The sequence below is a fragment of the Haloglomus salinum genome (assembly GCF_024298825.1).
Taxonomy (GTDB): Archaea; Halobacteriota; Halobacteria; order Halobacteriales; family Haloarculaceae; genus Haloglomus; species Haloglomus salinum.
Genome location: NZ_CP101153.1, coordinates 3,794,481 through 3,816,809 on the forward strand (window position 1 = coordinate 3,794,481; position 22,329 = coordinate 3,816,809).

The 22,329-nt window shown below is 69.4% G+C and carries 19 protein-coding genes; 8 read left to right on the plus strand and 11 right to left on the minus strand.

Annotation, left to right across the window (positions count from 1 at the left end; genetic code table 11):
* Positions 1 to 4 precede the first annotated feature (4 nt).
* Positions 5 to 1,168, minus strand: a complete 1,164-nt coding sequence (locus NL115_RS18595) for a DegT/DnrJ/EryC1/StrS family aminotransferase (RefSeq protein WP_254830817.1) — start codon at positions 1,166 to 1,168, stop codon at positions 5 to 7.
* A gap of 122 nt (positions 1,169 to 1,290) precedes the next feature.
* On the opposite strand from NL115_RS18595, the gene ileS reads away from it, so the two are divergent.
* Together ileS and NL115_RS18605 are read left to right on the plus strand one after the other, a co-directional pair.
* Positions 1,291 to 4,428 (plus strand): isoleucine--tRNA ligase, encoded by a 3,138-nt coding sequence (gene ileS / locus NL115_RS18600; RefSeq protein ID WP_254830818.1) that lies wholly within the window; start codon positions 1,291 to 1,293, stop codon positions 4,426 to 4,428.
* A 95-nt stretch (positions 4,429 to 4,523) separates the two neighbouring features.
* Entirely contained in the window at positions 4,524 to 5,849 is a 1,326-nt protein-coding gene (locus NL115_RS18605; protein WP_254830819.1) for an MFS transporter, read from the plus strand.
* 28 nt (positions 5,850 to 5,877) lie between these two features.
* On the opposite strand, the gene NL115_RS18610 is transcribed toward NL115_RS18605, so the two are convergent.
* From NL115_RS18610 to rpl7ae, 6 genes are all read right to left on the minus strand, one after another.
* Complete coding sequence (locus NL115_RS18610) at positions 5,878 to 7,131, minus strand: alkyl sulfatase dimerization domain-containing protein (RefSeq protein ID WP_254830820.1); 1,254 nt, start codon at positions 7,129 to 7,131, stop codon at positions 5,878 to 5,880.
* An 83-nt stretch (positions 7,132 to 7,214) separates the two neighbouring features.
* A complete protein-coding gene (locus NL115_RS18615) occupies positions 7,215 to 7,865 on the minus strand; it encodes a helix-turn-helix domain-containing protein (protein ID WP_254830821.1) in 651 nt (216 codons plus the stop codon).
* 223 nt (positions 7,866 to 8,088) lie between these two features.
* Positions 8,089 to 8,568: a nucleoside-diphosphate kinase gene (gene ndk / locus NL115_RS18620; protein ID WP_254830822.1), complete on the minus strand. Its 480-nt coding sequence runs from the start codon at positions 8,566 to 8,568 to the stop codon at positions 8,089 to 8,091.
* A complete protein-coding gene (locus NL115_RS18625) occupies positions 8,565 to 8,936 on the minus strand; it encodes a 50S ribosomal protein L24e (protein WP_254830823.1) in 372 nt (123 codons plus the stop codon). Before NL115_RS18625 ends, ndk begins: the two co-directional genes overlap by 4 nt.
* Complete coding sequence (locus NL115_RS18630; protein WP_144262070.1) at positions 8,936 to 9,160, minus strand: 30S ribosomal protein S28e; 225 nt, start codon at positions 9,158 to 9,160, stop codon at positions 8,936 to 8,938. Before NL115_RS18630 ends, NL115_RS18625 begins: the two co-directional genes overlap by 1 nt.
* Position 9,161: 1 nt before the next feature.
* The gene (gene rpl7ae, locus NL115_RS18635) at positions 9,162 to 9,524 is read right to left on the minus strand and encodes a 50S ribosomal protein L7Ae (protein WP_254830824.1); all 363 of its coding nucleotides are present in this window, start codon (positions 9,522 to 9,524) and stop codon (positions 9,162 to 9,164) included.
* A 283-nt stretch (positions 9,525 to 9,807) separates the two neighbouring features.
* On the opposite strand from rpl7ae, the gene NL115_RS18640 reads away from it, so the two are divergent.
* On the plus strand, positions 9,808 to 10,704 hold the full coding sequence (locus NL115_RS18640; RefSeq protein ID WP_254830825.1) for an aldo/keto reductase: 897 nt from the start codon (positions 9,808 to 9,810) through the stop codon (positions 10,702 to 10,704).
* Positions 10,705 to 10,709: 5 nt separating this feature from the next.
* Positions 10,710 to 11,939: a lactate racemase domain-containing protein gene (locus NL115_RS18645; RefSeq protein WP_254830826.1), complete on the plus strand. Its 1,230-nt coding sequence runs from the start codon at positions 10,710 to 10,712 to the stop codon at positions 11,937 to 11,939.
* Positions 11,940 to 12,229: 290 nt separating this feature from the next.
* Here the strand turns inward: NL115_RS18645 and NL115_RS18650 are convergent, their stop codons facing one another.
* Positions 12,230 to 13,033 carry a helix-turn-helix transcriptional regulator gene (locus tag NL115_RS18650; protein WP_254830827.1) on the minus strand — a complete coding sequence of 268 codons (804 nt, stop codon included), beginning with the start codon at positions 13,031 to 13,033 and terminating at the stop codon, positions 12,230 to 12,232.
* A 125-nt stretch (positions 13,034 to 13,158) separates the two neighbouring features.
* The gene (locus NL115_RS18655; RefSeq protein ID WP_254830828.1) at positions 13,159 to 16,020 is read right to left on the minus strand and encodes an ATP-dependent helicase; all 2,862 of its coding nucleotides are present in this window, start codon (positions 16,018 to 16,020) and stop codon (positions 13,159 to 13,161) included.
* A 136-nt stretch (positions 16,021 to 16,156) separates the two neighbouring features.
* On the opposite strand from NL115_RS18655, the gene NL115_RS18660 reads away from it, so the two are divergent.
* From NL115_RS18660 to NL115_RS18675, 4 genes are all read left to right on the plus strand, one after another.
* Entirely contained in the window at positions 16,157 to 17,368 is a 1,212-nt protein-coding gene (locus tag NL115_RS18660) for a hypothetical protein (RefSeq protein WP_254830829.1), read from the plus strand.
* Between the two features lie 58 nt (positions 17,369 to 17,426).
* Complete coding sequence (locus NL115_RS18665; RefSeq protein WP_254830830.1) at positions 17,427 to 18,371, plus strand: RsmB/NOP family class I SAM-dependent RNA methyltransferase; 945 nt, start codon at positions 17,427 to 17,429, stop codon at positions 18,369 to 18,371.
* The gene (locus NL115_RS18670; protein ID WP_254830831.1) at positions 18,368 to 18,952 is read left to right on the plus strand and encodes a DUF7122 family protein; all 585 of its coding nucleotides are present in this window, start codon (positions 18,368 to 18,370) and stop codon (positions 18,950 to 18,952) included. Before NL115_RS18665 ends, NL115_RS18670 begins: the two co-directional genes overlap by 4 nt.
* A 369-nt stretch (positions 18,953 to 19,321) precedes the next feature.
* Positions 19,322 to 19,642 carry a hypothetical protein gene (locus NL115_RS18675; protein ID WP_254830832.1) on the plus strand — a complete coding sequence of 107 codons (321 nt, stop codon included), beginning with the start codon at positions 19,322 to 19,324 and terminating at the stop codon, positions 19,640 to 19,642.
* Positions 19,643 to 19,782: 140 nt separating this feature from the next.
* Here NL115_RS18675 and NL115_RS18680 read toward each other — a convergent pair whose 3' ends face one another.
* Both NL115_RS18680 and NL115_RS18685 read right to left on the minus strand, forming a co-directional pair.
* Entirely contained in the window at positions 19,783 to 20,655 is an 873-nt protein-coding gene (locus NL115_RS18680) for a DUF5995 family protein (RefSeq protein ID WP_254830833.1), read from the minus strand.
* A gap of 57 nt (positions 20,656 to 20,712) precedes the next feature.
* A complete protein-coding gene (locus NL115_RS18685; protein ID WP_254830834.1) occupies positions 20,713 to 22,242 on the minus strand; it encodes a DUF790 family protein in 1,530 nt (509 codons plus the stop codon).
* Positions 22,243 to 22,329 lie beyond the last annotated feature (87 nt).

The following is a 22,329-nucleotide window of genomic DNA, read 5'->3' on the forward strand; positions in this document are numbered from 1 at the left end:
GGTCTCAGAACGCCCCCGCCGGCGGCTCCGTGACCGGCGTCCGCTGCCCGTCGTCGTACGCCCGGACGGCGTCGACGATGCGTTCACGCGCCGTCTCGTCCACGAACCACCCGTTCGGCACGCAGACGACCCGCTGGTCGAACCACCGCGTCCGGGGCCGCTCGTCGACCGCCGTGTCGAACACCGACGCCTCGATGTTGGACTGGTGGAGTGCCGAGCACTGGATGCCCCGGTCGGCCATGAAGTCGATGAACGACAGCCGGTCCTCCACGAGAACCGGGTAGAGCCACCGGGCCGACCGGCTCCCGGACGGGACCGAGAGCGTCCGGACGGCCTCCAGGTCGGCGAACGCCTCGTCGTAGCGGGCGGCCTGCTCGCGCTGGGTCGCGACGAGTTCGTCGAGGTAGTCGAGCTGGACGTTGCCGACGGCGGCGAACACGTCGTTGAGCGTGTACCGGTAGCCGGGCTCGGTGATCTCGTAGGTCCAGGGACGCTTCCGGTCCAGTTTGTCGGCCTTGTCGGTCTCGATACCGTGCCAGCGGCGCCGCTTCGCTCGCTCGGCCGTGGCCGCATCCGGGACGGCGACGGCCCCGCCCATGACCGAGGTGATGGTCTTGACGGGGCCGAAGCTGAACGTGGTGTAGTCGGCGATGGCGCCGACCGGGACGCCGTCGTAGGCCCCGCCGAAGCTCTGTGCGGCGTCCTGGATGAGCGTCACGTCGTGCTCGTCGACCACCTCGAGGAGTTCGTCGTAGGCCGCCGGCGTCCCGTGCATGTCGACGACGACCAGTGCGGTCGTCTCGTCGCTGACCAGTTCGGCGACCGACGCCGGGTCCGGGAGTCCCGTCGCCGGGTCCGTCTCGGCGAACACGAGGTCCGGCTCGAAGTGGAGCAGCGGGACGTTCGTCGCGGCGCAGGTGAACGGCGTCGTGACGACCTCGTCGCCGGGCTCGATGCCAGCGAGGTCGTAGGCCAGCGAGAGCGCGCTGCTCCCGGAGTTCACCGCGACCACGTGCGGGTTGTCGATGCGGTCGCCGATGCGCTCCTCGAACCGTTCCACCCGTGGTCCACCCCCGATCCACCCCGACTGGAGGACCTCGACCACTCGGTCCCCGACCTCGGCGGGCATGAATGGCTCCAGAATCGGAATCTCGTCGTCGTCGGCCATCGTGAACCACCTCTCGCGGCGGCGCATTAATCTCGGTGGTGCCGGCCACAACCACCGGCGGGAATTGTAGGGAAGCCGACGAGATGTTATGATTTATGCCCGAGCGCCTGCCCCGAACAGCTATGAGCGACCCCGAGTCCGAGTTCGAGTTTCTCTCGGAGCTAGACCAGCAGTACGACCCACACGAGGTCGAGGCGGACATCAACGGGTTCTGGGACGATGTCGACGCCTACGAGACGGTTCGCGAGGAGGGTATCCCCGACTTCTACTTCCTGGACGGGCCGCCGTTCACCAGCGGGCAGATGCACCTGGGGACGGCCTGGAACAAGACCCTGAAGGACGCCATCATCCGGTATCTCCGGATGCAGGGCCACTCCGTCTACGACCGCCCCGGCTACGACATGCACGGGCTTCCCATCGAGACGAAGGTCGAGGAGAAGTTCGGCTTCGAGAGCAAGAAGGATATCGCCGAGGCCAGCATCGAGACGTTCATCCAGGAGTGCCGGACCTTCGCCGAGGAGAACCTGGAGAAGATGAACGAGGACTTCCAGTCGCTCGGGGTCTGGATGGACTGGGACGACCCGTACCGGACGGCCTCCAACGAGTACATCGAGGGGGTCTGGTGGGGCTTCAAGCAGGCGTACGACCGGGGCCACGTCGACCGCGGGCACCAGGTCATCAACCAGTGTCCCCGCTGTGAGACCGCCATCGCGGACAACGAGGTCGAGTACGAGGACATCGACTCCCCCTCCATCTACGTGAAGTTCCCGCTGGTCGACGAGCCGGGGTCGCTGGTCATCTGGACGACGACCCCCTGGACGCTGCCGGCGAACCTCTACGTGGCCGTCGACGAGGAACTGGAGTACGCACGACTCCGTCTCGACGGCGACGAGGAGGTCATCGTCGCCTCGGACTGCGTCGAGGAGGTCGTCGAGGCCGCTGGCGCGGACTCCCACGAGGTGCTGGAGACGATGCCGGGGTCGGACCTGGTCGGCGCCAGCTACCGGAGCCCGCTGGGCGAGCAGGTGCCCGCCCAGGCCGAGTACGACGACGAGCCCGACCATCATCAGGTCTACCCCACGGACTTCGTCGAGGCCGAGCGCACGGGGCTCATCCACTCCGCACCGGGACACGGTGTCGAGGACGCGGAGTTCGGCGAGAAGTACGGGCTCGACGTGTTCGCGCCGGTCGCCACGGACGGCGTGTTCACCGACGACGCCGGGGAGTACGCCGGCCAGCAGGTCTGGGACGCCAACGACGAGATAATCGCGGACCTTGAGGCGAGCGGGGCGCTCCTGTCGTCCGGCACAGTCTCGCACCGCTACGGGCACTGCTGGCGGTGCGACACACCCATCATCAACATGGCGACGGCGCAGTGGTTCATCCGGGTCTCGGAGATCAAGGACCGACTGCTCGAGGAGCTCGAGAAGAGCACCTGGCATCCGGAGTGGGCCCGTGACAACCGGCAGCGCAACTGGATCGAGGACGCCCGGGACTGGTGTGTCTCGCGCCAGCGCTACTGGGGGACGCCGCTCCCCATCTGGGAGAACGACGACGGCGACATCATCGTCATCGAGTCGGTCGAGGAACTCCGCGAGCGAGCCGACCAGGAGTTCGACCCGACCGATATCGACCTGCACCGCCCCGAGGTCGACGAGATCACCATCACCGAGGACGGCGAGGAGTACCACCGCGTCCCCGACGTGTTCGACGTCTGGGTCGACTCCGGGGTGACCTCCTGGGCCGCCATCGACTACCCGAGCCGGAGCGACCTGTTCGACGAGATGTGGCCCACGGAGCTCATCGTCGAGGCCCACGACCAGACCCGGGGCTGGTTCTGGTCCCAGCTCGGGATGGGCGTGACCGCCCTCGACCAGAACCCCTACGAGGAGGTCGTGATGCACGGGCACGCGCTCGACGAGGACGGCCTGAAGATGTCCAAGTCACGCGGGAACATCGTCACGCCACAGGAGGCCATCGACCGGCACGGGGCCGACCCGGTCCGCTCGTTCCTGCTCACGCGGAACCTCGACGGCGAGGACATGCGGTTCTCCTGGGAGGAGATCGGGAACCAGGCCGACCGGCTCAACATCGTCTGGAACGTCTTCCGCTTCCCCGCGCCGTACATGCGGATGGACGGGTTCGACCCCCGCGAGGAATCGCTGGCGGACGCAGACCTGCGCCCCATCGACGAGTGGGTGCTCTCCCGGCTCGAATCGACGAAGCAGGTCGTCGACGCCGAGATGGACGACTACGCCCTGCCGGAGGCGCTCTCGGCGGTCCTTTCGTTCCTCATCGAGGACGTGTCCCGGTTCTACATCCAGTCCATCCGCGACCGGGTGTGGGAGCCCGAGGACTCCGCCGACAAGCACGCCGCCTATCTGACGCTGTACCGGCTGTTCGACGAGTCCAGCCGGCTGCTCGCGCCGTTCGTCCCCCACATCGCCGAGCGGCTCTACCAGACGTTCGTCGGCTCGGAGACGACCGTCCACGACCTCGACTGGCCGGGCGCCTCGGAGGCCTACCACGACCCGGCGCTGGAGGCACAGATGGAGACGGTCCAGGCCATCGAGAAGGCGGCCTCGAACGCCCGGCAGAACGCCGGCCGGAAGCTCCGCTGGCCCGTCTCGGAGGTCATCGTGAGCACCGACGAGGCCGACGTGGTCGAGGCCGCCACCGAGCTGGAGCCGGTGCTGCGCGACCGCATCAACTGTCGCGACGTGACGGTCGTGGAGGGGACGTGGGACGGCGTGGAGTTCGTCGCACGCCCACAGATGGACGTGCTCGGCCCGGAGTTCGGCGGGGAGGCGAGCGCCATCGCCGACGCCATCAGGGGAATGACCCGGGCGGAGTTCGAGGCAGACCCGACGATAACGGTCGACGGCGACACCATCGAGGTCACCGAAGAGATGGTCGAATTCCGGAAGTCCGTGCCCGAGCACGTCTCGGCCGCCGAGTTCGGACAGGGCAGCGTCTACGTCGACCTCACCATCACCGACGACATCCGGAGCGAGGGGTACGCACGAGAGGTCATCCGCCGGGTGCAGGAGATGCGCAAGGAGATGGACCTCGACCTGCACCAGTCCATCGAACTCGACCTGGCCTTCGAGGACGCGGAGGCCGACGACCTCATCGAGCGACACCGCGACCTCATCGCCCAGGAGACCCGCTGTGAGAACTACTCCGCGGACGCCGACGACTACGTCGAGACGTGGGAGTTCGAGGGCGTGACCGTCACCATCGGCGTGGCGACGGTCTGAGCAGCGCGGGCCGCGGCGACCGGCTACCGGCTCTCGGTGCCGACCTGTTATAGACGGCAGCACGGTTAGGCCCGGTCCCCCGGCTTGGTCTGACGATGCCCGAGGCACGAACGGACGACGGGAGGTCGGGGACCCGGTCGGGCGCGGCCGCTCCCTATCGCTGGGTCGTGCTGGCGAACGTAGCGGTCACCCACGCCGTCGCACTCGGCGTCGTGTGGCTGGCCATCCCCGCGCTCGCTCCCGTCGTCTCGGACGACCTCGGCGTGAGTACGACGGCCGCGCTCCTGCCGTACGCCGTCATCAATCTCGTCCTGCTGGTCGGACAGGTGCCGGCTGGCGTGCTCGGCGACCGCTACCCGCTGCGGTGGGTCGTCGGAGGCGGCGTGCTGCTGGCCGGCGTCGGCACCGCGCTCCGGGCCGTGGTGCCCACCTTCATCGGCCTGCTCCTCACGAGCCTCCTGACGGGCGCCGGGATGGCGCTCGCGAACCCGAACGTCATCAAGGCGGTCACGGAGTGGTTCCCGCCTGGCCAGCTCGGACTCGCGCAGGGCGTCACCATCTCGGGCTACAACGTGGGCGCGGGGCTGGCCGGGTCGCTGTCGGCGGGCATCCTGCTCGCTGCCGTCGGCGACTGGCCCGATGTCTACCTCGTCTACGGTGTCGTCTGCGTCCTCGTCGGGGTCGTGTGGGTCGCCACCGTCCGGAACCCGACCGCCGCCGAGCGTCCGGACTACAGCGGCGCGGCGGGGGCCCCGGCTGCCGTCGCGGAGGGGACCGCCGAGTCCACGCGCGAGACGTTGCGGGCGGTGTTCGGCCGCCGGAACACGTACGTCGCGGTGGCGCTGGCGGTCTGTGCGTTCTACGCCGTCATCGGTGGCCTCGGGGTCATCCCGTCGTGGCTGGAGGCGGCTCCGGTCCCCGTCCCCGCCTGGTACGCCGGTATCCCACTCTACGCGGGTATCGTCGGCGCGCTCACGCTGCCGCCGCTCTCCGACCGGGTCGGCCGCAAACCCGTGCTCTACCTCGGACTCGTCGGGAACGCGCTCGCGCTCGTCGCGGGCGGGTTCGTCGCCACCATCCCGGCACTCGTCGTCGTGCTCGTCACGGCGGGCGTCTTCGGCGGCGGGCTGTTCGCGATGCTGTACGTCCTGCCGGGAGAGCTGCCCGGCATCGGCCCGGCCCGCGCGGGGACGATGGCTGGGGCACTCCTCGCGCTCGGGCAACTCGGCGGGACCATCGCACCCGTCGTGGGCGGCCGTGTTCTCGACACGGCCGGGCTCCGCCCCTCCGTCCTGGTCGTGGGGCTCCCGCCCCTGCTCGGCGTCCTGGCGATTCGCGCGCTCGAACTCGACCCGGAGAAGGTGACACCCATCACGGGACCGGCGGACGATTCCGCCGCCGTTCCGGAGACCGACGACTGACCCGCCGGCTGTCGCGTCTCGCTCGTCGCTACCGGAACGGCCGGCGCTGGCCCGCGTACGAGGCAGCCGACCGGTAGATGTTCTCCGCCATCAGGCTCGGCGCCTGCTCTGCGCGCGCCGTGTAAACGCGGTTGACGGCGGGCGCGACCGCATCGTCCTCGGGTGCCGCCTCCAGCGCGAAGTCGGCGAGGTGGCCGGCCAGCCGGAACTCGCCCTCCTCAACGAGCGCCTCCGCGCGCTCGGCCAGTTCCGCGGGCCCGCCCGCGAGCGCAGCCACCTCCGACGCGAGCGTCGCGCGCGGCGCGGGCTTCAGTTCCGACGGCCGGCCGGTCCACCAGCCGCCATAGCGCCGGATGACCGACCGGACGATGAACTCGGGTTCGTCGTACTGCGGCGCGAGCCACTCCTCGTCGGGGTCGGGGTAGTCAACGTCGTGGACGATGTCGACGTGCGGCGGGGACTCGTCGTTGAGGGCCGTGAGCGCCTCGTCCACGAGGTCCTCGAGGTACGCGGCGGTGCGGACGAGGCGCTCGTCCACGGCGTCGGGGTCGTCGACGATGGCGTCGCCGTGGCCGGGACAGAGGTGGCGGGGCTCCTCGGCGGCCATCTCGCGGAGCGCGTCGACCCACTCGCCGGGATAGCGCTGGACCTTCTGGGGGTTGCCAGCGTTCGGACACGCGCCGATGGAGAAGTCACCGGAGCAGAGCACCTCGCGGTCCGGGCAGTAGACCCACGTATGGTCGTCGGTCTCGCCGCGCCCGTGGTGGAGTTCGAACCGCTCGCCACCGACGGTCAGGACGAGTTCGTCGCGGTACTCCGTGGTCGGCGGATAGTCGGGGTAGCCGAACGGGGAACCGTCCTGGTACATCATGTCGGCGAGGTCGACGGTGCCGCCGAACTGCCGGGCGTTGATGGCCTCGTTGTGTTCTTGCGTGCGAGCGTAGCGCGCGAAACGCTCGGTCATGGCCTCGTGGGCGACGACCTCCGGGTCGGCCTGCCCGTCGAGGAGGTACGGCTCCAGCCCGTACGCATGGTCGACGTGGCCGTGGGTGTAGATGGCCGTATCGACGGGTGCGTCCGTGTGCTCGCGAAGCGCCTCGGCGATGTGTGGCGCGAGCTGTCCGAGTCCCGTGTCGACGAGCACGAGTCCGTCGTCCGTCTCGAAGGCAGTTACGCCGCTGAACAGCGGACAGAAGTAGGTGCGTTCGGTGACCTGGACTATCTCGGGGTCACGGACGCCGCCCTCGACCGCGGCGACGGTTTCGATGGCGTTCTCGACCATGGCGGAGTGATTCGTGGAGCGTGCTTGCCTCTTGCCCCGGTCATGCAGGGACACGCGCGCTGGACCGACCCCGCCGCCGCGACTCAGGGAACGATCTCGTTCATCAGCGTCGCCTCGATACGCCGGAGGTGCTCGCCGACCGTCGTGGCCGTGAGCCCGACGGCGTCGGCCACGTCGGCGTGGGTCGCCTGCCGGGGTTCCTGGTAGTAGCCACACTCGATAGCCGCGCGGAGCACCTCGCGCTGGCGCTCCGTCAGGAGCGAGAAGATACGACCGCTCCCGGCCTCGTACTCGCCGGTCCGCTCGACCTCGAAGTGGGTATCGTCGGGGACCGACGCGAACACCTCGGAGATGGTGTCGTCGTTCGCGATGAGTGTGACCCGGAGCCGGCCGCCCTCGGTGAACACCATCGGCATATCGATGGCGAACTCGTACTCCTCCATCACATCGAGGAGTCTGTCGACGACCGGCGTGGGCTCGAAGTGTGTGTGCTGGAGGACCGTCCCGTCCCCGCGGGTGATCTGGTGGCCGATGGACTGGTCGTGTTCCTGGATGATACCCATGATTCGGTCCGGGTCCCCGCTGATCTCGTACATCGCGACCGCCGATCCGTCGGCGAGCCGGTCGAGGTGGTGGATGGCCTCCCGGCGCACCTCTGGGTCGGCCAGCAGCGCCTCCTCCATCGGCTGGAAGAACCCCTTGTCCGGTTTTATCGTCCCCGTTACGAAGCGCATACCCGGCCGGTGGGCACGGGGGGTGCTAAACGTTGTCGACCGGAGGGACGGCCTGAGCCACAGTTATCTGAGGAATACAGTGGTCTCTCTACGAACACACTGATTTCTTCGGCTAGATTGCTGTTTGGGGAGTTATTCGCGGAGTGACTCCGCGGCAGGCCACGGGGCGGGCCACGGAGTGCAGCCGCTCCCTTCTCGGCGTGAACGACGGGGGAGGTCCCGTCTAGAAGTCCGCGTCCTCGTAGAGCCAGCCCTCGTCGGACTGCTCCCAGTCGACCAGTTCCTCGTCGTCGAAGAAGAGGGCGATCTCGCGCTCGTTGGCGCCCTCGTCCTCGTGGTCGGAGCCGTGGATGACGTTCTGCCCCAGGTCCAGCCCCAGGTCACCTCGGATGGTGCCGGGCTGTGCCTCGGCGGGGTCGGTCGTGCCCATCATCCGGCGGACCTGGCGGGTGGCGTCGGCGCCCTCCCAGACCATCGCGAACACCGGCGCGGCGGTGATGAACTCCACGAGGTCGTCGAAGAACGGCTTGTCCTCGTGCTCGCCGTAGTGCTCCTCGGCGAGGGCACGGTCGATCTGCATGAACTTCGCGCCGACCAGCTTCAGCCCGCGGTCCTCGAGCCGGGAGACGACCTCACCGATGAGGCCGCGCTGGACGCCGTCTGGCTTGACCATCACGAAGGTGCGCTCGTCGTGGTGGCTCATGCTTCGGTCTCCTCTTCGGTCTCGGCGGACTCCTCGGTGTCAGCGTCAGCCTCGTCCTCGGCGTCTGCCGATTCGGATTCGGCCTCGTCCTCGGCGTCGACCTCGGCCTCCTCCGGTTCCGGCTCGGATTCGGCTTCAGCTTCGGCGGCTGCCTCCTGTCGGGCCTCGTCGGCTGCACGGTTCGCCTCGGCAGCCTGTCGGCCAGCCTCGGTCCAGCCGACGTTCCGGGGCTCGCGACCCAGCTCGTCCGATCGCTCGCACTTGGCCGAGCAGAAGTGTTCCGTGGTGCCGTCCACGCGGACGAACATCGTGCCCGTGCCGGGCTCGATGTCGTCCCCGCAGAAGTTGCACTCGCGCGTTCGTACCATTATTGGCCTCCGATGGAGTCTGCTTCGCGGGCGGTCTCGCGCAGCTGAACGACGTCCCCGACCCGGACGGGACCGAGGACGTTTCGCGTGATGATTCGGCCCTGGTTCGACCCCTCCCGGATGCGGCACTTGACCTGCATGGCCTCGCCGTGCATCCCGGTCTTGCCGACGATCTCGATGACCTCGGCGGAGGTCGCACCGGACTCACCTTCCTCTGCGGACATCTTACCGGAGTTCCTCGATCTTGTTGCCGATCTCCTCGACGTCCGTGGTCGCCTCGCCGGCGTCCACGATGGCGGCAGCGGCCGAGCCGACCTCGAGGCCGGCCGCGCGCCCGACGTCGTCCTGTGCGCCGACGAAGATGTACGGGATGTCCTTCTCGGCACAGAGGTCCGGGAGATGCATGACGACCTCCTCCGGGCTGACGTCCTCGGCCACGAAGACGAGCATGGCGTTGCCACGCTCGACGGCCTTGGTCGTCTCGTTCGTTCCCTTCTTCACCGCGCCTGTGTCCCGGGAGACCTCGAGCGCCTCGAGGGCGTCGTCCTCGAGGTCCGCCGGAACGTCGTAGTCGACGTATACTGACATGATGTGTTCACCTCCTGTACGCGGGCTCGCGCTCCCCCGCCGGTTCGGGCACCGCGCCCTGGCCCCCCGTGAGACCACAGGGGGCGTATCCTGAGAGGCTAGGAGCATCACAACCCGGTACAGGCTGTACCCCCTCGTTCCGCTCCGGCACGTAAAAGCGTGTATGAACGTTCTCGGGGATGACACGCGAGCGCACGGTTCAGCCGGGGCGGCCGACGAGGAGTCGGGCTGGCAGACGGCATCAGCACGAACCGTTATCCGCCCGCCGCGAGTGGTACGGACCATGCCACCAGCGACCTTCGACATCGGCGGCGACCTGACGGTCAACCGGCTCGGGTTCGGCGCGATGCGGCTCTGTGGTCCGGACATCATCGGGGCGCCCGACGACGAGGCGAACGCCCGGCAGATCCTCCGGGACGCCGTCGAGCAGGGTGTCGACCTCATCGACACCGCCGACTCGTACGGCCCCGGCACCAGCGAGCGGCTCATCGGCGAGGCGCTCGCGCTCGACGGCCCCGTTCCCGACGGCCGCGACCGCGTCGACGCCGAGGACGTGGTGGTCGCCACGAAGGCCGGCCTCCTCCGGAACGCCGGCGGCGACTGGCTCCGCCACGGGAAGCCCGACTACATCCGCAATCAGGTCCTCGCCTCGCGCGACCGCCTCCGCGTCGATACCATCGACCTGTACCAGTACCACGCGCCCGACGAGGACACGCCGTTCGAGGACGCCGTCACGACATTCGGCGAGCTGCAGGACGACGGGCTCGTCCGCCACGTCGGCCTCTCGAACGTGAGCGCCGACCAGCTGGAGACCGCCCGCGACCACGTCGATGTCGCGACCGTCCAGAACCACTACAACGTCGTCACTCGCGACACCGACCGGGTCGGCGGTGACGGACGACGCGTCCTCGACGCCTGCGAGGAGTACGACATCGGGTTCATCCCGTACTTCCCGGTCGGGGCGGGCGATCTGGACACCATCGCCGACACCATCGACCCCATCGCCGAGGCCCACGGCGCGACCCGGTACCAGGTCGCGCTGTCGTGGCTGCTCCACCGCTCGGACGTGACCCTCCCCATCCCGGGGACGAGCGACCGCGACCACCTGGCCGAGAACGTCGCGGCCGCCGACATCGAACTCACGGACGCAGAGGTGGCCGACCTGACCGACGCGGCCTGACGCCGATGTACGAACTCCCGCTCGGCGACGGCACCGTACGGTTCGACCTCCCCGACTGCGAGGTGGACGTAGCCGAGCCCCCAGGTTCGGAGGAGGTCGATGTCTCCGGGGCCGCCCACGAGGCCGTCGAGAACCCGCACGGCCCGCGCCTCTCGCAGCTCGTCGACGCCGACGACCTCGTCTGTATCGTCGTCACGGACGTGACCCGCGCGACGCCCGACGACCTGCTGCTGGATGCGCTGTTCGACGAACTCGGGCGGGCGGGCATCCCGCCGGCGCAGGTCCGCGTGCTGGTCGGCCTGGGCCTCCATCGGCCGATGACCGACGCGGAACTCCGCGAGGGCCTCGGCGAGTACGCCGACCGCGCCGTCAACCACGACCCCGAGGACTGCGTACAGGTCGGCGAGGTGGATGGCACACCGGTCGAGGTCCACGCCTCGGTCGCACACGCCGACCGCGTGGTCTCGACGGGGATGGTCGAGCCGCATCAGTACGCCGGGTTCTCGGGCGGCGCGAAGACCGTCGCCATCGGCGCCGGCAGCGAGTCGTTCATCCGGTACACCCACGGCCCGGAGATGCTGGGGCGCGAGGGGGTCCGGCTCGGGCGCATCGAGGATAACCCCTTCCGGGACGCCGTCGACCGTGCCGGCGACGAGGTCGGCCTCGACTTCTGCCTCAACGTCACCCACGGCCCGTCGGGCATCCTGGGGGCGGCCGCTGGACAGCCACGTCAGGTCGTTCGGGACCTCGCCGGAACCGCCCGCGAGGCGCTCTCCGCCGAGGTGGACGACTGCTACGACGCCGTCGTCGCGGGCGTCGGCGCGCCGAAGGACGCGAACCTCTACCAGACGACGCGCGCGTTCACCTACGTCACGCTGGGCGCGACGAACCCGCTCGCGGGTGATGGCGGCCGTGGACGCGTCGTGATTCCGGCGGCCCTCCCCGAGGGTGCCGGCGAAGGGACGGGGGAAGAGCGCTTCTACGACCGGCTCTCCGGGGCAGACTCGGCCGGGGGGCTGTACGACGAGCTGGCCGACGGCTACGACCCCGGTGCGCAGCGCGCCTTCGTCGTCGCGCGAGCGCTCCGCGACCACGACCTGTACGTGACCGACTCGTCCGCGCCGGCGGTCGTCGAGGACTGCCTGATGCACGCCAGGGATACCGTTCCGGCGGCCATCGAACCGGGGAGTCGGGTGCTCGTCGTGCCCGACGCGCTCGAGACACTCCTGGTGTAGTGGCCGGCACTCGTTCGGGGCGACCCTGCCGATAACGGGGTCGGTACAGGCCGACCCGGACGGACGGGGACAGGTCCGTCCGTCGTTCTGCCTCCCTCGCCGATGGGTGCACACCTCCCCCCGCCAGGGTGTGCATCCTCCTCCCCCCACCGCCGAGCGTGCCCGTTCGGGACGCCGTCTCGGCCCGAGATTCCGGGTCCGGCCGGGCAGTCCCGACCGACCATCTCCGCCGTACTCTATAGTATGCATCGGGGCGTAATGTCCCGGAAGCACAGATTAGCGACGGTTCGTTAACTGTTCCGCCCCCCGGAACAACCCGGCGTGTCCGCGGCGAACCGCGCCAGTGGCTGCCCTCCCGATTTCGTCCGCATGAACCAGTCGGCCGCCCATTCACGGAGCGACGGGTCGGTCGAGTGGAGGCAGGCCCGCAGGTCGCCACGCGTCCCGTACGCTTTCAGGAACACCTCGTCGTCGACAAGGGCCAGGCCGCCCTCGATACACTCCGGCACGACGTGAATCGTCACGCTGTCGCGTTCCAGGGCCACTTCCATCACCGCCGGGTACGAGTCCAGGACGTGCCGGGCGTACGACTCGTCGTAGACGAGTTCGACCTCGGTGCCGGCCTCCACGGTCGGCTCGAAGGCCTCCACCATCCGCTGGGTGAGTACCGGCGTGAAGCCACGGAGGTCGTCAGCGTCGTCGGGAAGCCGGTCGTAGAAGAACGATTCCGGCGCCTGTGGCTCGGTCGGTGTCGCCACGCACACCTCGCCGTCGACGGGGAACGGCAACTCGTCGGCCCGCGGGAACGCCGTGAGGAACTCGCTGAACCGGTCGCCGACCGTGACCGCCGCGGCGAGGTCCTCGTACCGTTCGTGTACGTGTCGGCCCGCCGCAGTCAGTGCGTAGTGGTCGTCGTCCTTGCGGACCCAGCCACGCTCTTCGAAACCGGTCAGGGCGCGGTGAATCGCGGTGCGGGAGGCGTCGGTCTGCTCGCGGAGTTCGCACGGTCGGCACGACATCTCACCGAGACGCCTGAGGACGGCGACCCGCCCATCTGACCCGGTAAGGAACGCGATTCCCTCGCGAGCATCCATGTGCTACGAACCCACTGACAGGGGTAAAACGGTTCGGGGTACTCGTCACCCATCAGGACTGCTCGGCAGCGACCGACCGCCGCGAGACCTGGCTGCAGCAGGGCGAAGCCGGGTACGCCCCGGCCCTAATCGTCGCTCTCGACGACCGCTCCGTCACCCTCGGTCTCGGACTCGTCGATAGCGTCCAGCACCCGCCGGTGGAACTCCTGGAGAACCGCCGACTCGTCCTCGGCAAGCACCACGTCGCTGGCCATCAGCGTGGCCAGTCCGAACGCCCGCGGTGTCGGCGTCTCGACCGTGTGGTGGACCACATCGACCGCGCCGTGCTGGATGTCCCCGAGGACATCCTCGATACCCGCCAGATTGAGTTTGTCTTCGAGGATCTCGCGATAGGTCTCCTCGATTACAGCGAAATCCTCGAGATTCTGGGCGAAGGACAGCAGCATCTCACTCGAGACCTGCTGCTGTGCGGCCGACTTCTCGTACCCCTTGTACCGCTTGAGTATCATCAGCGACCGGGTGGCGTTGATGCGGAAGTAGCGCTTGAGCAGGTCCGTCCCGTCGAGCGCGGCACGGAGGTCAGCCCGGGCCTCCTCCGGGGCGATGGACTCGAGCACGCCCGTCACGTCCACCTTCCGGTTGAGCGGCATCGACAGCGTGAAGCCGTTGTCCGCCACCGCGACCTGCACGTTGGCGTTGGCCGCCTGCGCACAGCGGTAGGCCAGCAGCCGCGAGAAGCCGTCGTTGAATCGACGGCCGTAGTTCGAGTGGACGTAGTAGTGGCGCTCGTACTCGTCGTGGTCGAGCTCCTCCTCGACGACGAGCCGGTCGTCGGTCGCGACGCTCTCGATGCCCGCGTACCGTACCTGCTCATCGAACATCCGTGTCACCGCACGCACCGAGTGTTCGTCGAGGGGGAACTCCCGAAGCCAGTTGCGGACCGCGGCCGGGCCGCCGTCGGCCAGGCGCTCCAGCAGGTCGCGCTGGAACCCCAGAATCTCCCGCCCGAGGTCGTACGAGAGCGGCAGGCGCTCGGAGAACCAGGAGGGGACCGTCGGCCGCGCGCCCGTCGGGTCGACGTACACCTTCGACCCGCGCCGGTAGGCGTACTCGTAGTTCGACCCGCCGAGGACGAACACGTCGCCGGATTCGAGGGTGTCGAGGTACGACTCGTCCAGCTGCCCGACCCACTCGTCGCCACCGCGGACGAACACGTCGCAGGTAAAGGAGTCCGGGATGGTCCCGATGTTGGTCATGTAGATGACCCGTGCCATCCGGCCCCGCTTGCCCACGAGTGGCGTGCCCGGCGCGTACGCCTCGTAGTGGTGCTCGCCGCCGGGCGCATCGTTCGTGTCGCGCCACACCTTCGCGTAGACGTTCTTCGCCTCCAGGCCCTCGTAATCCGCCGTGAGATACCGGAACAGCTGCTCGAACGCGGCGTCCGAGAGGTTCCGATACGGGTACGCGCTCGTGAGAATCTCGCGCACCTCGGCCTCCGGGCGTGGCCCGTTGATGGCCATCCCGTACACCTGCTGGGCGGCCACGTCCTGGGCGTCCTCCGGGACGAACACCCTGTCGACGAACCCCTCCTCGGCCTTCTTGAGCATCACCGCACACTCGACGAGTTCGTCGCGGTCCAGCGCCACGACGCGGCCGGTGACGGTCTCGCCGAGCTGGTGCCCCGCGCGGCCGACGCGCTGGAGCAGCGACGCGACCGATTTGGGCGAGCCGACCTGCACCACGAGGTCGATGTGGGGCATGTCGATGCCGAGTTCCAGCGAGGTGCTCGTGGTGACCACGTCCACGTCGCCGGACTTGAGCAGCCCCTCGACACGCTCGCGCTCGTCCTTCGAGAGCGAGCCGTGGTGGCAGCCCGAGTTGCTCTCGTCGTAACCGTCGTAGTTCTCGCGCAGGTTGTGGAGCACGCGCTCGGCGCCCGACCGCGTGTTCGTGAACACGAGCGTGTTGGTCGCTCCCTGTATCCACTCGTGGAGCTGGTCGTAGAACCGGTCGTTGACGACCGACGGGTGTGTGTCGATGAGGTCGTCGGTGGGACAGTGGAGTTCGATGTCGAAGTCGCGGACGAACCGCGCGTCGACGAGTTCGTAGTCGCGGAACTCGGGCGCACGGCCGGCGCCCTCGTCCTCGCCCGCGGTCCCGTCCTCGTCGGTACCCCCGTCCGCGTCCGGGTCGCCGGGCGTCTCACAGCCCACCAGGAACTCAGCCATCTTCGACAGCGGCTCGACAGTCGCCGAACAGCCGATGCGGGTCGGTGACTCCTCGGCCATCGCCTCCAGTCGCTCCAGCGAGACGGCCATGTGGGTGCCGCGCTTGTTGTCGGCCAGCGAGTGGATCTCGTCGACGATGACGTACTCGACGGTCTCCAGCTTCCGCTTGAACTTCGGCGAGTTCAGCAGGATGGCCAGCGTCTCCGGCGTCGTGTTCAGGATGTGGGGTGTCGTCTCCAGCATCTTCTGCCGGTCGCTGTCGGAGGTGTCGCCGTGGCGGATGGCGTGCCGGAGGTCCACGTCGGCGTGACCGTTCGCGTCGAGCTTGTCGGTGATGGCGTCGATGGGTTCGGCGAGGTTCCGGTGGATGTCGTTCGCGAGCGACTTCAGCGGCGAGAGGTAGAGGCAGTAGACGGAGTTGTCGAGGTCGTCGGTCTTCGCGCGGCCGAAGAGGTCGTTGTAGATGGCCGCGAAGCTGGCCATCGTCTTCCCGCTTCCCGTCGGCGCACAGACCAGCGTGTTCTCCCCCTCGTCGACGAGTGGAATGGCCTCCTTCTGCGGCGGCGTGAAGAACCCGCCGTTGCCCGGGACGTACTCGCCGAAGGTCTCGGCCCACCACTCCCGGACCTCCGGCTCCAGCCGGGCCAGCACGTCGGCGTCGTCGATGTCGACGGTCGTCGGGTCGAACGGGAGGTCGTCGTGACACGCGCCCAGCAGCTCGCGACCCTCGCCCGACAGGTCGTCGCCGTGGCTCCCCATCCGTGACTCGACGGAGGGCCGGCAGGATGTTAAGGGGTCGCCTCCCGCGGTGGAACTGGTCCCGTCGAGGTGATGCGCTGCCGATGACGCGGGCGTTCGGGGCCGGATTCAAGAGGCTTCGCCGTGGCTACCCGCCATGACCCACGCCGAACGTGCCTCGCGGTGGGCACGCCGGTTCGTCCTGGCGGGTGCCGCGTGGCTCGCCGTCTGGCAGGTTGCCGAGCTGGCCGGTACCACCCGGCGAGCGGCCGTCACGCTCGGGCTGCTCGGGTTCGTCCTGCACACCGTCTTCGGGAAGGCGTACGCGCTGGTGCCGCCCTACTTCGACCGCGACCTCGCGACGACGCGGCTCATGCCGGTCCACCTCGTCTGCTCGGTGGCGGGGACCCTGTTACTGGCCGGCGCGGCGTCCGGAGTGGGCCGGGCGGTCCTCCCGACACCCGCCGTCGAGCTGCTGGCGCTCGCGGGCGCCGCGCTCTGGACGGTCGGCGTGGCCGTCTTCCTCGGGACGCTGGGCTGGACCGTCCGGGGCAACCTCCTCGGCGGCGAGACGGGCACCGGCGAGGTGAACGCGGAGCGCCGACCCGTCGACCGGGCCGCGAACCTCGCGGTGCCGGTCGCGGTGGGCTACCTCGCACTGGGCTCGTACGCGCTGCTGGCGGCCCATGCGCCGCTCCCGACGCTGCTGGACGGCTACGCGCCCCGTGCGTCGCACCTGCTCGGGGCCGGGTTCGCCACCCTCACGCTGTTCGCCGTCGGCTTCCGGCTCCTCCCGCGCTTCCTCGTGGCCCACCCGCCGCGGGTACTCGTCACGGTCGTCCTCCCGGCCGGGGCCATCGGACCGGCACTGCTCGCCGTCGGCCTCCCCGCCGGGCCGGTGTTCCGCCTCGGCGCGGCGGCCGAGGCGATTGCCGTCATCGGGTTCGCGACGGCGCTCGGCGTGACCTTCGCGCGCTCGGACCGGCACCGCGTCGGCCTCGATGCCGTCCTCGTGGCGGTGGCGCTGGGGTCGCTCGCTGCGTTCCTCGGGCTCACGTTCGCGGTCGAGCCCCCGACGGCCGAACTCGTGACGGCTCACCGCCGCCTGAACCTGCTCGGCTTCCTCGGGCTCGCCATCGTCGGCGCGAGCTACCAGTTCTACCCGCCGACCGTCGGGAGTTTCAGGGGCGCCAGTGACCGGACGGCGCTGGCCGTCATCGGCCTCGTCGCGGGTGGCCTGCTGGTCGAGGTCGCTGGCCTGCTCGGTGGGGCGACGTACCTCGTCACGGGTGGCCGTCTCGCCGCCACGCTCGGGGCCACTGTCCACCTCGGGTTGCTGGTCGCCCTGTTCCGCGAACGGTTCGGCTGAGGGCCGTGTCGCCGCCCGCTCCGAAACCCACTAACCCCGCCCCCACCCAGCGATGCCAATGACCGACGGTATCGACGACCCCGGGGACGTCCTCGGCCGTTACGAGCCCCTCGTGGACGATGTCGAGGCGTTCCGCGCGGCGTGTGCCCGGCCGCTCCCGGCGGTCGTCAGAGTGAACGAGATCAAGGCCACGCCCGACGAGGTCCGGGCCGGCTTCGAGGAGGAGGGTATCGCCTACGAAACTGTCGACTGGCACGACGGGCTCCTCCGACTCCCGGACGGCGACCCCGGCCACTCGTGGGCGTACGTCCACGGCTGGGTGTACGGGCAGGAGGAGGTCTCGGCCGTGCCGGCACTCGTCCTCGACCCGGAGCCCGGCGAGCGGGTGTTCGACCCCTGCGCGGCGCCCGGGAGCAAGACCACGCAGCTGTCGGCGCTGATGGAGGATACGGGCCTGCTGGTCGCCAACGACTCGAACCTCGGGCGGCTCTCGGCGCTGCGCTCGAACGCCGAGCGCTGCGGCGTCTCGAACGTCGCCGTCACGAACGCCGACGCCCGGAACTTCTCGCTGAAACCGTTCTCCGAGGGCGACGAGGACGACCCCTTCGACCGCGCCCTCGTCGACGTGCCCTGCTCCTGTGAGGGCACCATCCGGAAGAACCCGGACACGCTGGCCGGGTGGACCCTCGACCACGTCGAGGGCGTGGCCGGCGTCCAGAAGGGCATCCTCGAACGTGCCATCGAGATGACGGCCCCCGGCGGCACGGTGGTCTACTCCACCTGTACGTTCGCCCCCGAGGAGAACGAGGCCGTCCTCGACCACGCACTCCGGAACAGCGACTGTGAACTGGTCGAGGTCGACCTGCCGCTCGAATCGCGCCCCGGCGTCACCGAGTGGGAGGGTGAGGAGTACGACCCGGCCGTCGAACGCGCGCGCCGCATCTACCCGCACCACAACGACACGGGCGGGTTCTTCTGTGCCAAACTGGAGGTGACGACATGAGCGACGACGGCGCGGCTGGTGATGACGCGCCCGCGGAGAACCAGCCCCACCAGTTCGAGCGCCTCCCCGCGACCGCTGCCGAGCGAGACGTGCCCGAGCGCGCCACGCGGGAGGGCGTCGTGGAGTTCTGGGCGGAGCGCTACGGCGTCGACCCGTCTGTCTGGGAGGGCTACACCTTCTGGGAGAAGGGTGCGGGCAAGGTCTGGGCGTTCGCGGACGACCTCCCCTCACCCGTCGAGGTGGAGGCGCTCGGGATGACGTTCCTCCGGACCGGCGGCGAGCACTGGAAGCCGACGACAGACGCCGTCCAGCGCTTCGGCCGCCACGCGACGGCCGACGACACGGTCATCGACCTCTCCCGGGAGCAGGCGACCCGGTTCCTCGCCGGCGAGGACCAGGAACTCGACTGGGACGGGGACTGGGGCTACCTCGTCGTGCGCCACGAGTACGGTGGCGGGTCCGTGACTGGAGCGGTGCCGGACCGGGCCGACGGCCCCCGCCCGGAACCGATCGGCGTGGGGCTGTTCCTGCACGGCGAGTTGCGCTCGCAGGTGCCGAAGGGACGACGGCGGGAGCTCTGACCGGAGTTCGAAGACGGCTCGGCGACCCGGGTCGACTGTCGAGGGGCGCTACGAGCCAGAATCTCCCATACCTTGACCCCATCCAGATGCATTATCCAGCATGTGTGATATATACCAGCCAATACTCTGAAACCAACCGCAATAACAAGGTGCCTAGTACGAACGTCAAATAATTTTCAATGCCGGGGGACGAACGGGAAGTCGTGACCGCTACTCGTACCTCCACCACCGCCGCACCCGGAACCGGACCACGGGAGCGACGACGGCCTCGAATCGTCACGCCCGACAGGTACTGTCGCTGCCCGCGCCCGCCGAGCGTCGCGGACTCCCCCGCAGGATGCCGGGCGGTCCCCGGGGGGGCGGACTGAGATGGCGAACCGGAACGTCGGCTCCGACGGGGCCGGGACCGGCCGTAACCGAGGTGGACCGGTTGCGGTCTGCTGGCGCTGTCGGGACGCGTCGGAGGAGTTCCGGGAGGTCGACCATCCCGACCCGGCTATCGACGGCCGGGTACAGGTCTGTGCGACGGGCTGCTGGCTCCCGGAATCGGCCACCTATCGCTGCCACGAGTGCGACGAGAACCTGCCCCGCGACCGCATCCGCCTCGTACGGGACCCGACACGGGCCGACCTCCGGCCGGAGTGTCTCGCGTGCAACCGGGGCGTGCTCCGCGGAACCGGGTCGGACTGACACGGGACCTGGCGGCCCCGTGTGAGTCCCCGTAGACCAGCTCCCGCCCCATATCCCCTCAACCGATGTATTTTCAGCACCTGTTCCCACGATTTAATAAATGACAGAACTATTCCCCACATATTCCGCGACGATATGAGCTATCTGTCGGTGGCCTGCTCTCCGTCCTCGACCGCCTCCAGCGTCTCGTGGACCGTGTCGCTCGCACGCGTGCTCAGCAGGAGGTACGCCGCCCCGGTCGCGGTGGCGTGGGTGACCCGTCGTGCGACCCAGCGGCGGACCCGGAACCGGGAACAGAGGCCGACGGCGTTGCGCCAGGCGCTGGACCGGCACTCGTCGATGGTGAAGATGGCGAGTCGCTCGTCGGCCCGGCCCATCGACTCGTCCACGTGTTCGAGACCCGGGGCGTACGCCTCGGCGAGGAGGTCCTGGATGTCGTCGACGATGGTCCGGAGGACGTCCGTCACGGCGCGGTGGTCCTCGAGTTTCGCGGTCCGGTCGGCCTCGATGCCCACGTCGGCGAGCGCGAACGCGAGGTCGTAGTTGATGTGAGCGTTCACACCCAGCAGTGCGTCCTGGATGACGAGTGAGTCGGGTGCGGCGGCGGAGTCGAAGGCGAGCTGCCACGGGTCGGCGACGGCCGCCAGGTCTCCACGCTCGTAGTCGTGGGCGGCCTGGCGATACCGGTTCGCGAACGCGACGAGGTAGTCGGCCACCCAGTCCGGGTCCTCGAACTCGTCGCGCTCGATGCGGGCCGCGACGGCTTCCGTCGTCCGAGCGTACACGGCGAGGAAGACCGCGCGGTCGTCCTCACGGGTCGCGAAGACGCGCTGTAGGTCGGTGAGGCGGCGCTCCGACTCCGCGACGGAGTCGTACGGCTCCGCCACCAGGTCCAGAACCTCCTGGTCCCCCGCTGACCCGCCGCTCGTCCCCGGGCGCCCCTCACGGACGCGCTTGCCCACGGCCGTGGCCTGTTTGCGCCACGCCCGACGCGGGCGAGTGTCCGGCTGCATGGCGGTGGGTACCACACCGGTGGGCATAACTCTCACCCGACATCCGGCACTGCCGGCTCACTTCTCCCGGACGGTGCCGCCGGAGAGCCCCTCCCACTCGACGCGGTAGCCTAGCCGCGAGAGCACCGTACTCGTGTCGTCCAGGCCGTACTCGTCGAGCACGCGCTCAGCGTCGTCGAGGGCCATCCCCGCTTCGACACGGTCACCGACGGCCGCCAGCACCGCGGGCCGGACGAGCGTCCGGCCGACACGCTCGTGCTCGGGGAACGCCTTCGTCTCGACCGCGTCTGCCCCAACGCCGTGGCGTTCGGCGAGGTGTTCGAGCGTGATGGCGTCGTCCTCAGGTACCAGTTCATCGGGCAGGTCCGCAGCCGCGTCCGCCACGAGGTCGTCCTCGTACCGTCGGAGGGCATCGACCACGTCCTTCACCCGGACGCTGTCGCGGTAGGGGATGGCGCCGTCGGTCAGCTCCGCGACCGCCTCGCCGACGCCGAGCGACTCGTCGACCGCGACCAGCATCGTCACGTCCTCCAGCGTCTCGAGCCGCGAGAGCTTCTTCTCGACGTACTCCGGGGTCCAGAAGCCCATGATCTCGAAGAAGACGCGGAAGTCCGCGTGCCGGTAGTCGAACGCGAAGTCCGGGATGACGACGTGTGCACCGCTGGCGAGCGGTTCTGGCTCGCGGGCCAGCTCCCAGTCGAGGTCGAGCGACGCGAACCGGGTGGCGAAGTCGCGCTCGACGCCAGAATCGTACGTCGGTTCGACGACGGGCTCGGTCCCCGGCACCGAGACGTCCGCGTCGGTCAGTACCAGTTGACGCTCGGTGCCGCGGTCGTCGACGGTCGCCTCGAGGCGCCACTCGGGCGCTGCCGCGACCGTCCGCAGGAGGCGGGCGAACCGGGTGCCGTAGCGGCGCGAGCGCGAGAAGGGGGCGCTCGGACCAGTGACGACCACCTCGCGGTCGCCCGGGCCGGCGTCGCGCTCGCCTGCATCGACGCGGCGCACCTCGTACATCAGCCGGAGGCGCTTGACCGCGGAGACGAGTTCCTTCGGCTCGACCGAGCGCACCCGCACCTCGACGGCGTCGAACAGCGCGGTCTGTGCCAGCGAGAGGTCGTACTGTGTGACGAGGGATTCGGGGTCGTAGCGCGAGTCGAACGTCGCGAGGACCTGCCGGGATTCGAGGTCGGCATACAGCGAGTCGGCCACGGCGCCGGGTGCAGCGTCGAGCCTCTCGGCCGCCCGCACGAGTGCGCTCTCACGCTCGCCCTCGGTGACGACACCCTCCGCCTCCGCAGCCTCGAAGGCGGCTGCCCGAGCGCGGCGCGGCTCGACTGGCGCTCGCGTCTCGAAGGTCGCCTCACGCTCCAGGAGCTTCGCGAAGCCACGCACGAGTTTGAAGTCGCTCGCCGACCGCTCCAGGTCCGTCAGCGCCGCGTCCAGCGCCGCTCGCTCCTCGTCGACGTGTCCCTGGTAGACCCCGATGACACGAGCCGCCAGCGCCCGGGCGTCGGCGTCGTCGCCGACGAACCGGGGGTGATAGCCGCCCCCGGCTCGCGAGACACGGAGCAGGTCCTTCGTCAGCATCCGGCCGAGTGCTCGGCGAGCGAGCGGTTAAGGGCTCCGTCGCTCGACCGAACCATCGGAATCGGCACCAGCCATGCTAGAGATTTA

Excerpts from the sequence above, each read along its gene's own strand:
- NL115_RS18595 (WP_254830817.1), bottom strand. The coding sequence starts at position 1,168 with ATGGCCGACGACGACGAGATTCCGATTCTGGAGCCATTCATGCCCGCC.
- ileS (WP_254830818.1), top strand. The coding sequence starts at position 1,291 with ATGAGCGACCCCGAGTCCGAGTTCGAGTTTCTCTCGGAGCTAGACCAG.
- NL115_RS18605 (WP_254830819.1), top strand. The coding sequence starts at position 4,524 with ATGCCCGAGGCACGAACGGACGACGGGAGGTCGGGGACCCGGTCGGGC.
- NL115_RS18610 (WP_254830820.1), bottom strand. The coding sequence starts at position 7,131 with ATGGTCGAGAACGCCATCGAAACCGTCGCCGCGGTCGAGGGCGGCGTC.
- NL115_RS18615 (WP_254830821.1), bottom strand. The coding sequence starts at position 7,865 with ATGCGCTTCGTAACGGGGACGATAAAACCGGACAAGGGGTTCTTCCAG.
- ndk (WP_254830822.1), bottom strand. The coding sequence starts at position 8,568 with ATGAGCCACCACGACGAGCGCACCTTCGTGATGGTCAAGCCAGACGGC.
- NL115_RS18625 (WP_254830823.1), bottom strand. The coding sequence starts at position 8,936 with ATGGTACGAACGCGCGAGTGCAACTTCTGCGGGGACGACATCGAGCCC.
- NL115_RS18630 (WP_144262070.1), bottom strand. The coding sequence starts at position 9,160 with ATGTCCGCAGAGGAAGGTGAGTCCGGTGCGACCTCCGCCGAGGTCATC.
- rpl7ae (WP_254830824.1), bottom strand. The coding sequence starts at position 9,524 with ATGTCAGTATACGTCGACTACGACGTTCCGGCGGACCTCGAGGACGAC.
- NL115_RS18640 (WP_254830825.1), top strand. The coding sequence starts at position 9,808 with ATGCCACCAGCGACCTTCGACATCGGCGGCGACCTGACGGTCAACCGG.
- NL115_RS18645 (WP_254830826.1), top strand. The coding sequence starts at position 10,710 with ATGTACGAACTCCCGCTCGGCGACGGCACCGTACGGTTCGACCTCCCC.
- NL115_RS18650 (WP_254830827.1), bottom strand. The coding sequence starts at position 13,033 with ATGGATGCTCGCGAGGGAATCGCGTTCCTTACCGGGTCAGATGGGCGG.
- NL115_RS18655 (WP_254830828.1), bottom strand. The coding sequence starts at position 16,020 with ATGGGGAGCCACGGCGACGACCTGTCGGGCGAGGGTCGCGAGCTGCTG.
- NL115_RS18660 (WP_254830829.1), top strand. The coding sequence starts at position 16,157 with ATGACCCACGCCGAACGTGCCTCGCGGTGGGCACGCCGGTTCGTCCTG.
- NL115_RS18665 (WP_254830830.1), top strand. The coding sequence starts at position 17,427 with ATGACCGACGGTATCGACGACCCCGGGGACGTCCTCGGCCGTTACGAG.
- NL115_RS18670 (WP_254830831.1), top strand. The coding sequence starts at position 18,368 with ATGAGCGACGACGGCGCGGCTGGTGATGACGCGCCCGCGGAGAACCAG.
- NL115_RS18675 (WP_254830832.1), top strand. The coding sequence starts at position 19,322 with ATGGCGAACCGGAACGTCGGCTCCGACGGGGCCGGGACCGGCCGTAAC.
- NL115_RS18680 (WP_254830833.1), bottom strand. The coding sequence starts at position 20,655 with ATGCAGCCGGACACTCGCCCGCGTCGGGCGTGGCGCAAACAGGCCACG.
- NL115_RS18685 (WP_254830834.1), bottom strand. The coding sequence starts at position 22,242 with ATGCTGACGAAGGACCTGCTCCGTGTCTCGCGAGCCGGGGGCGGCTAT.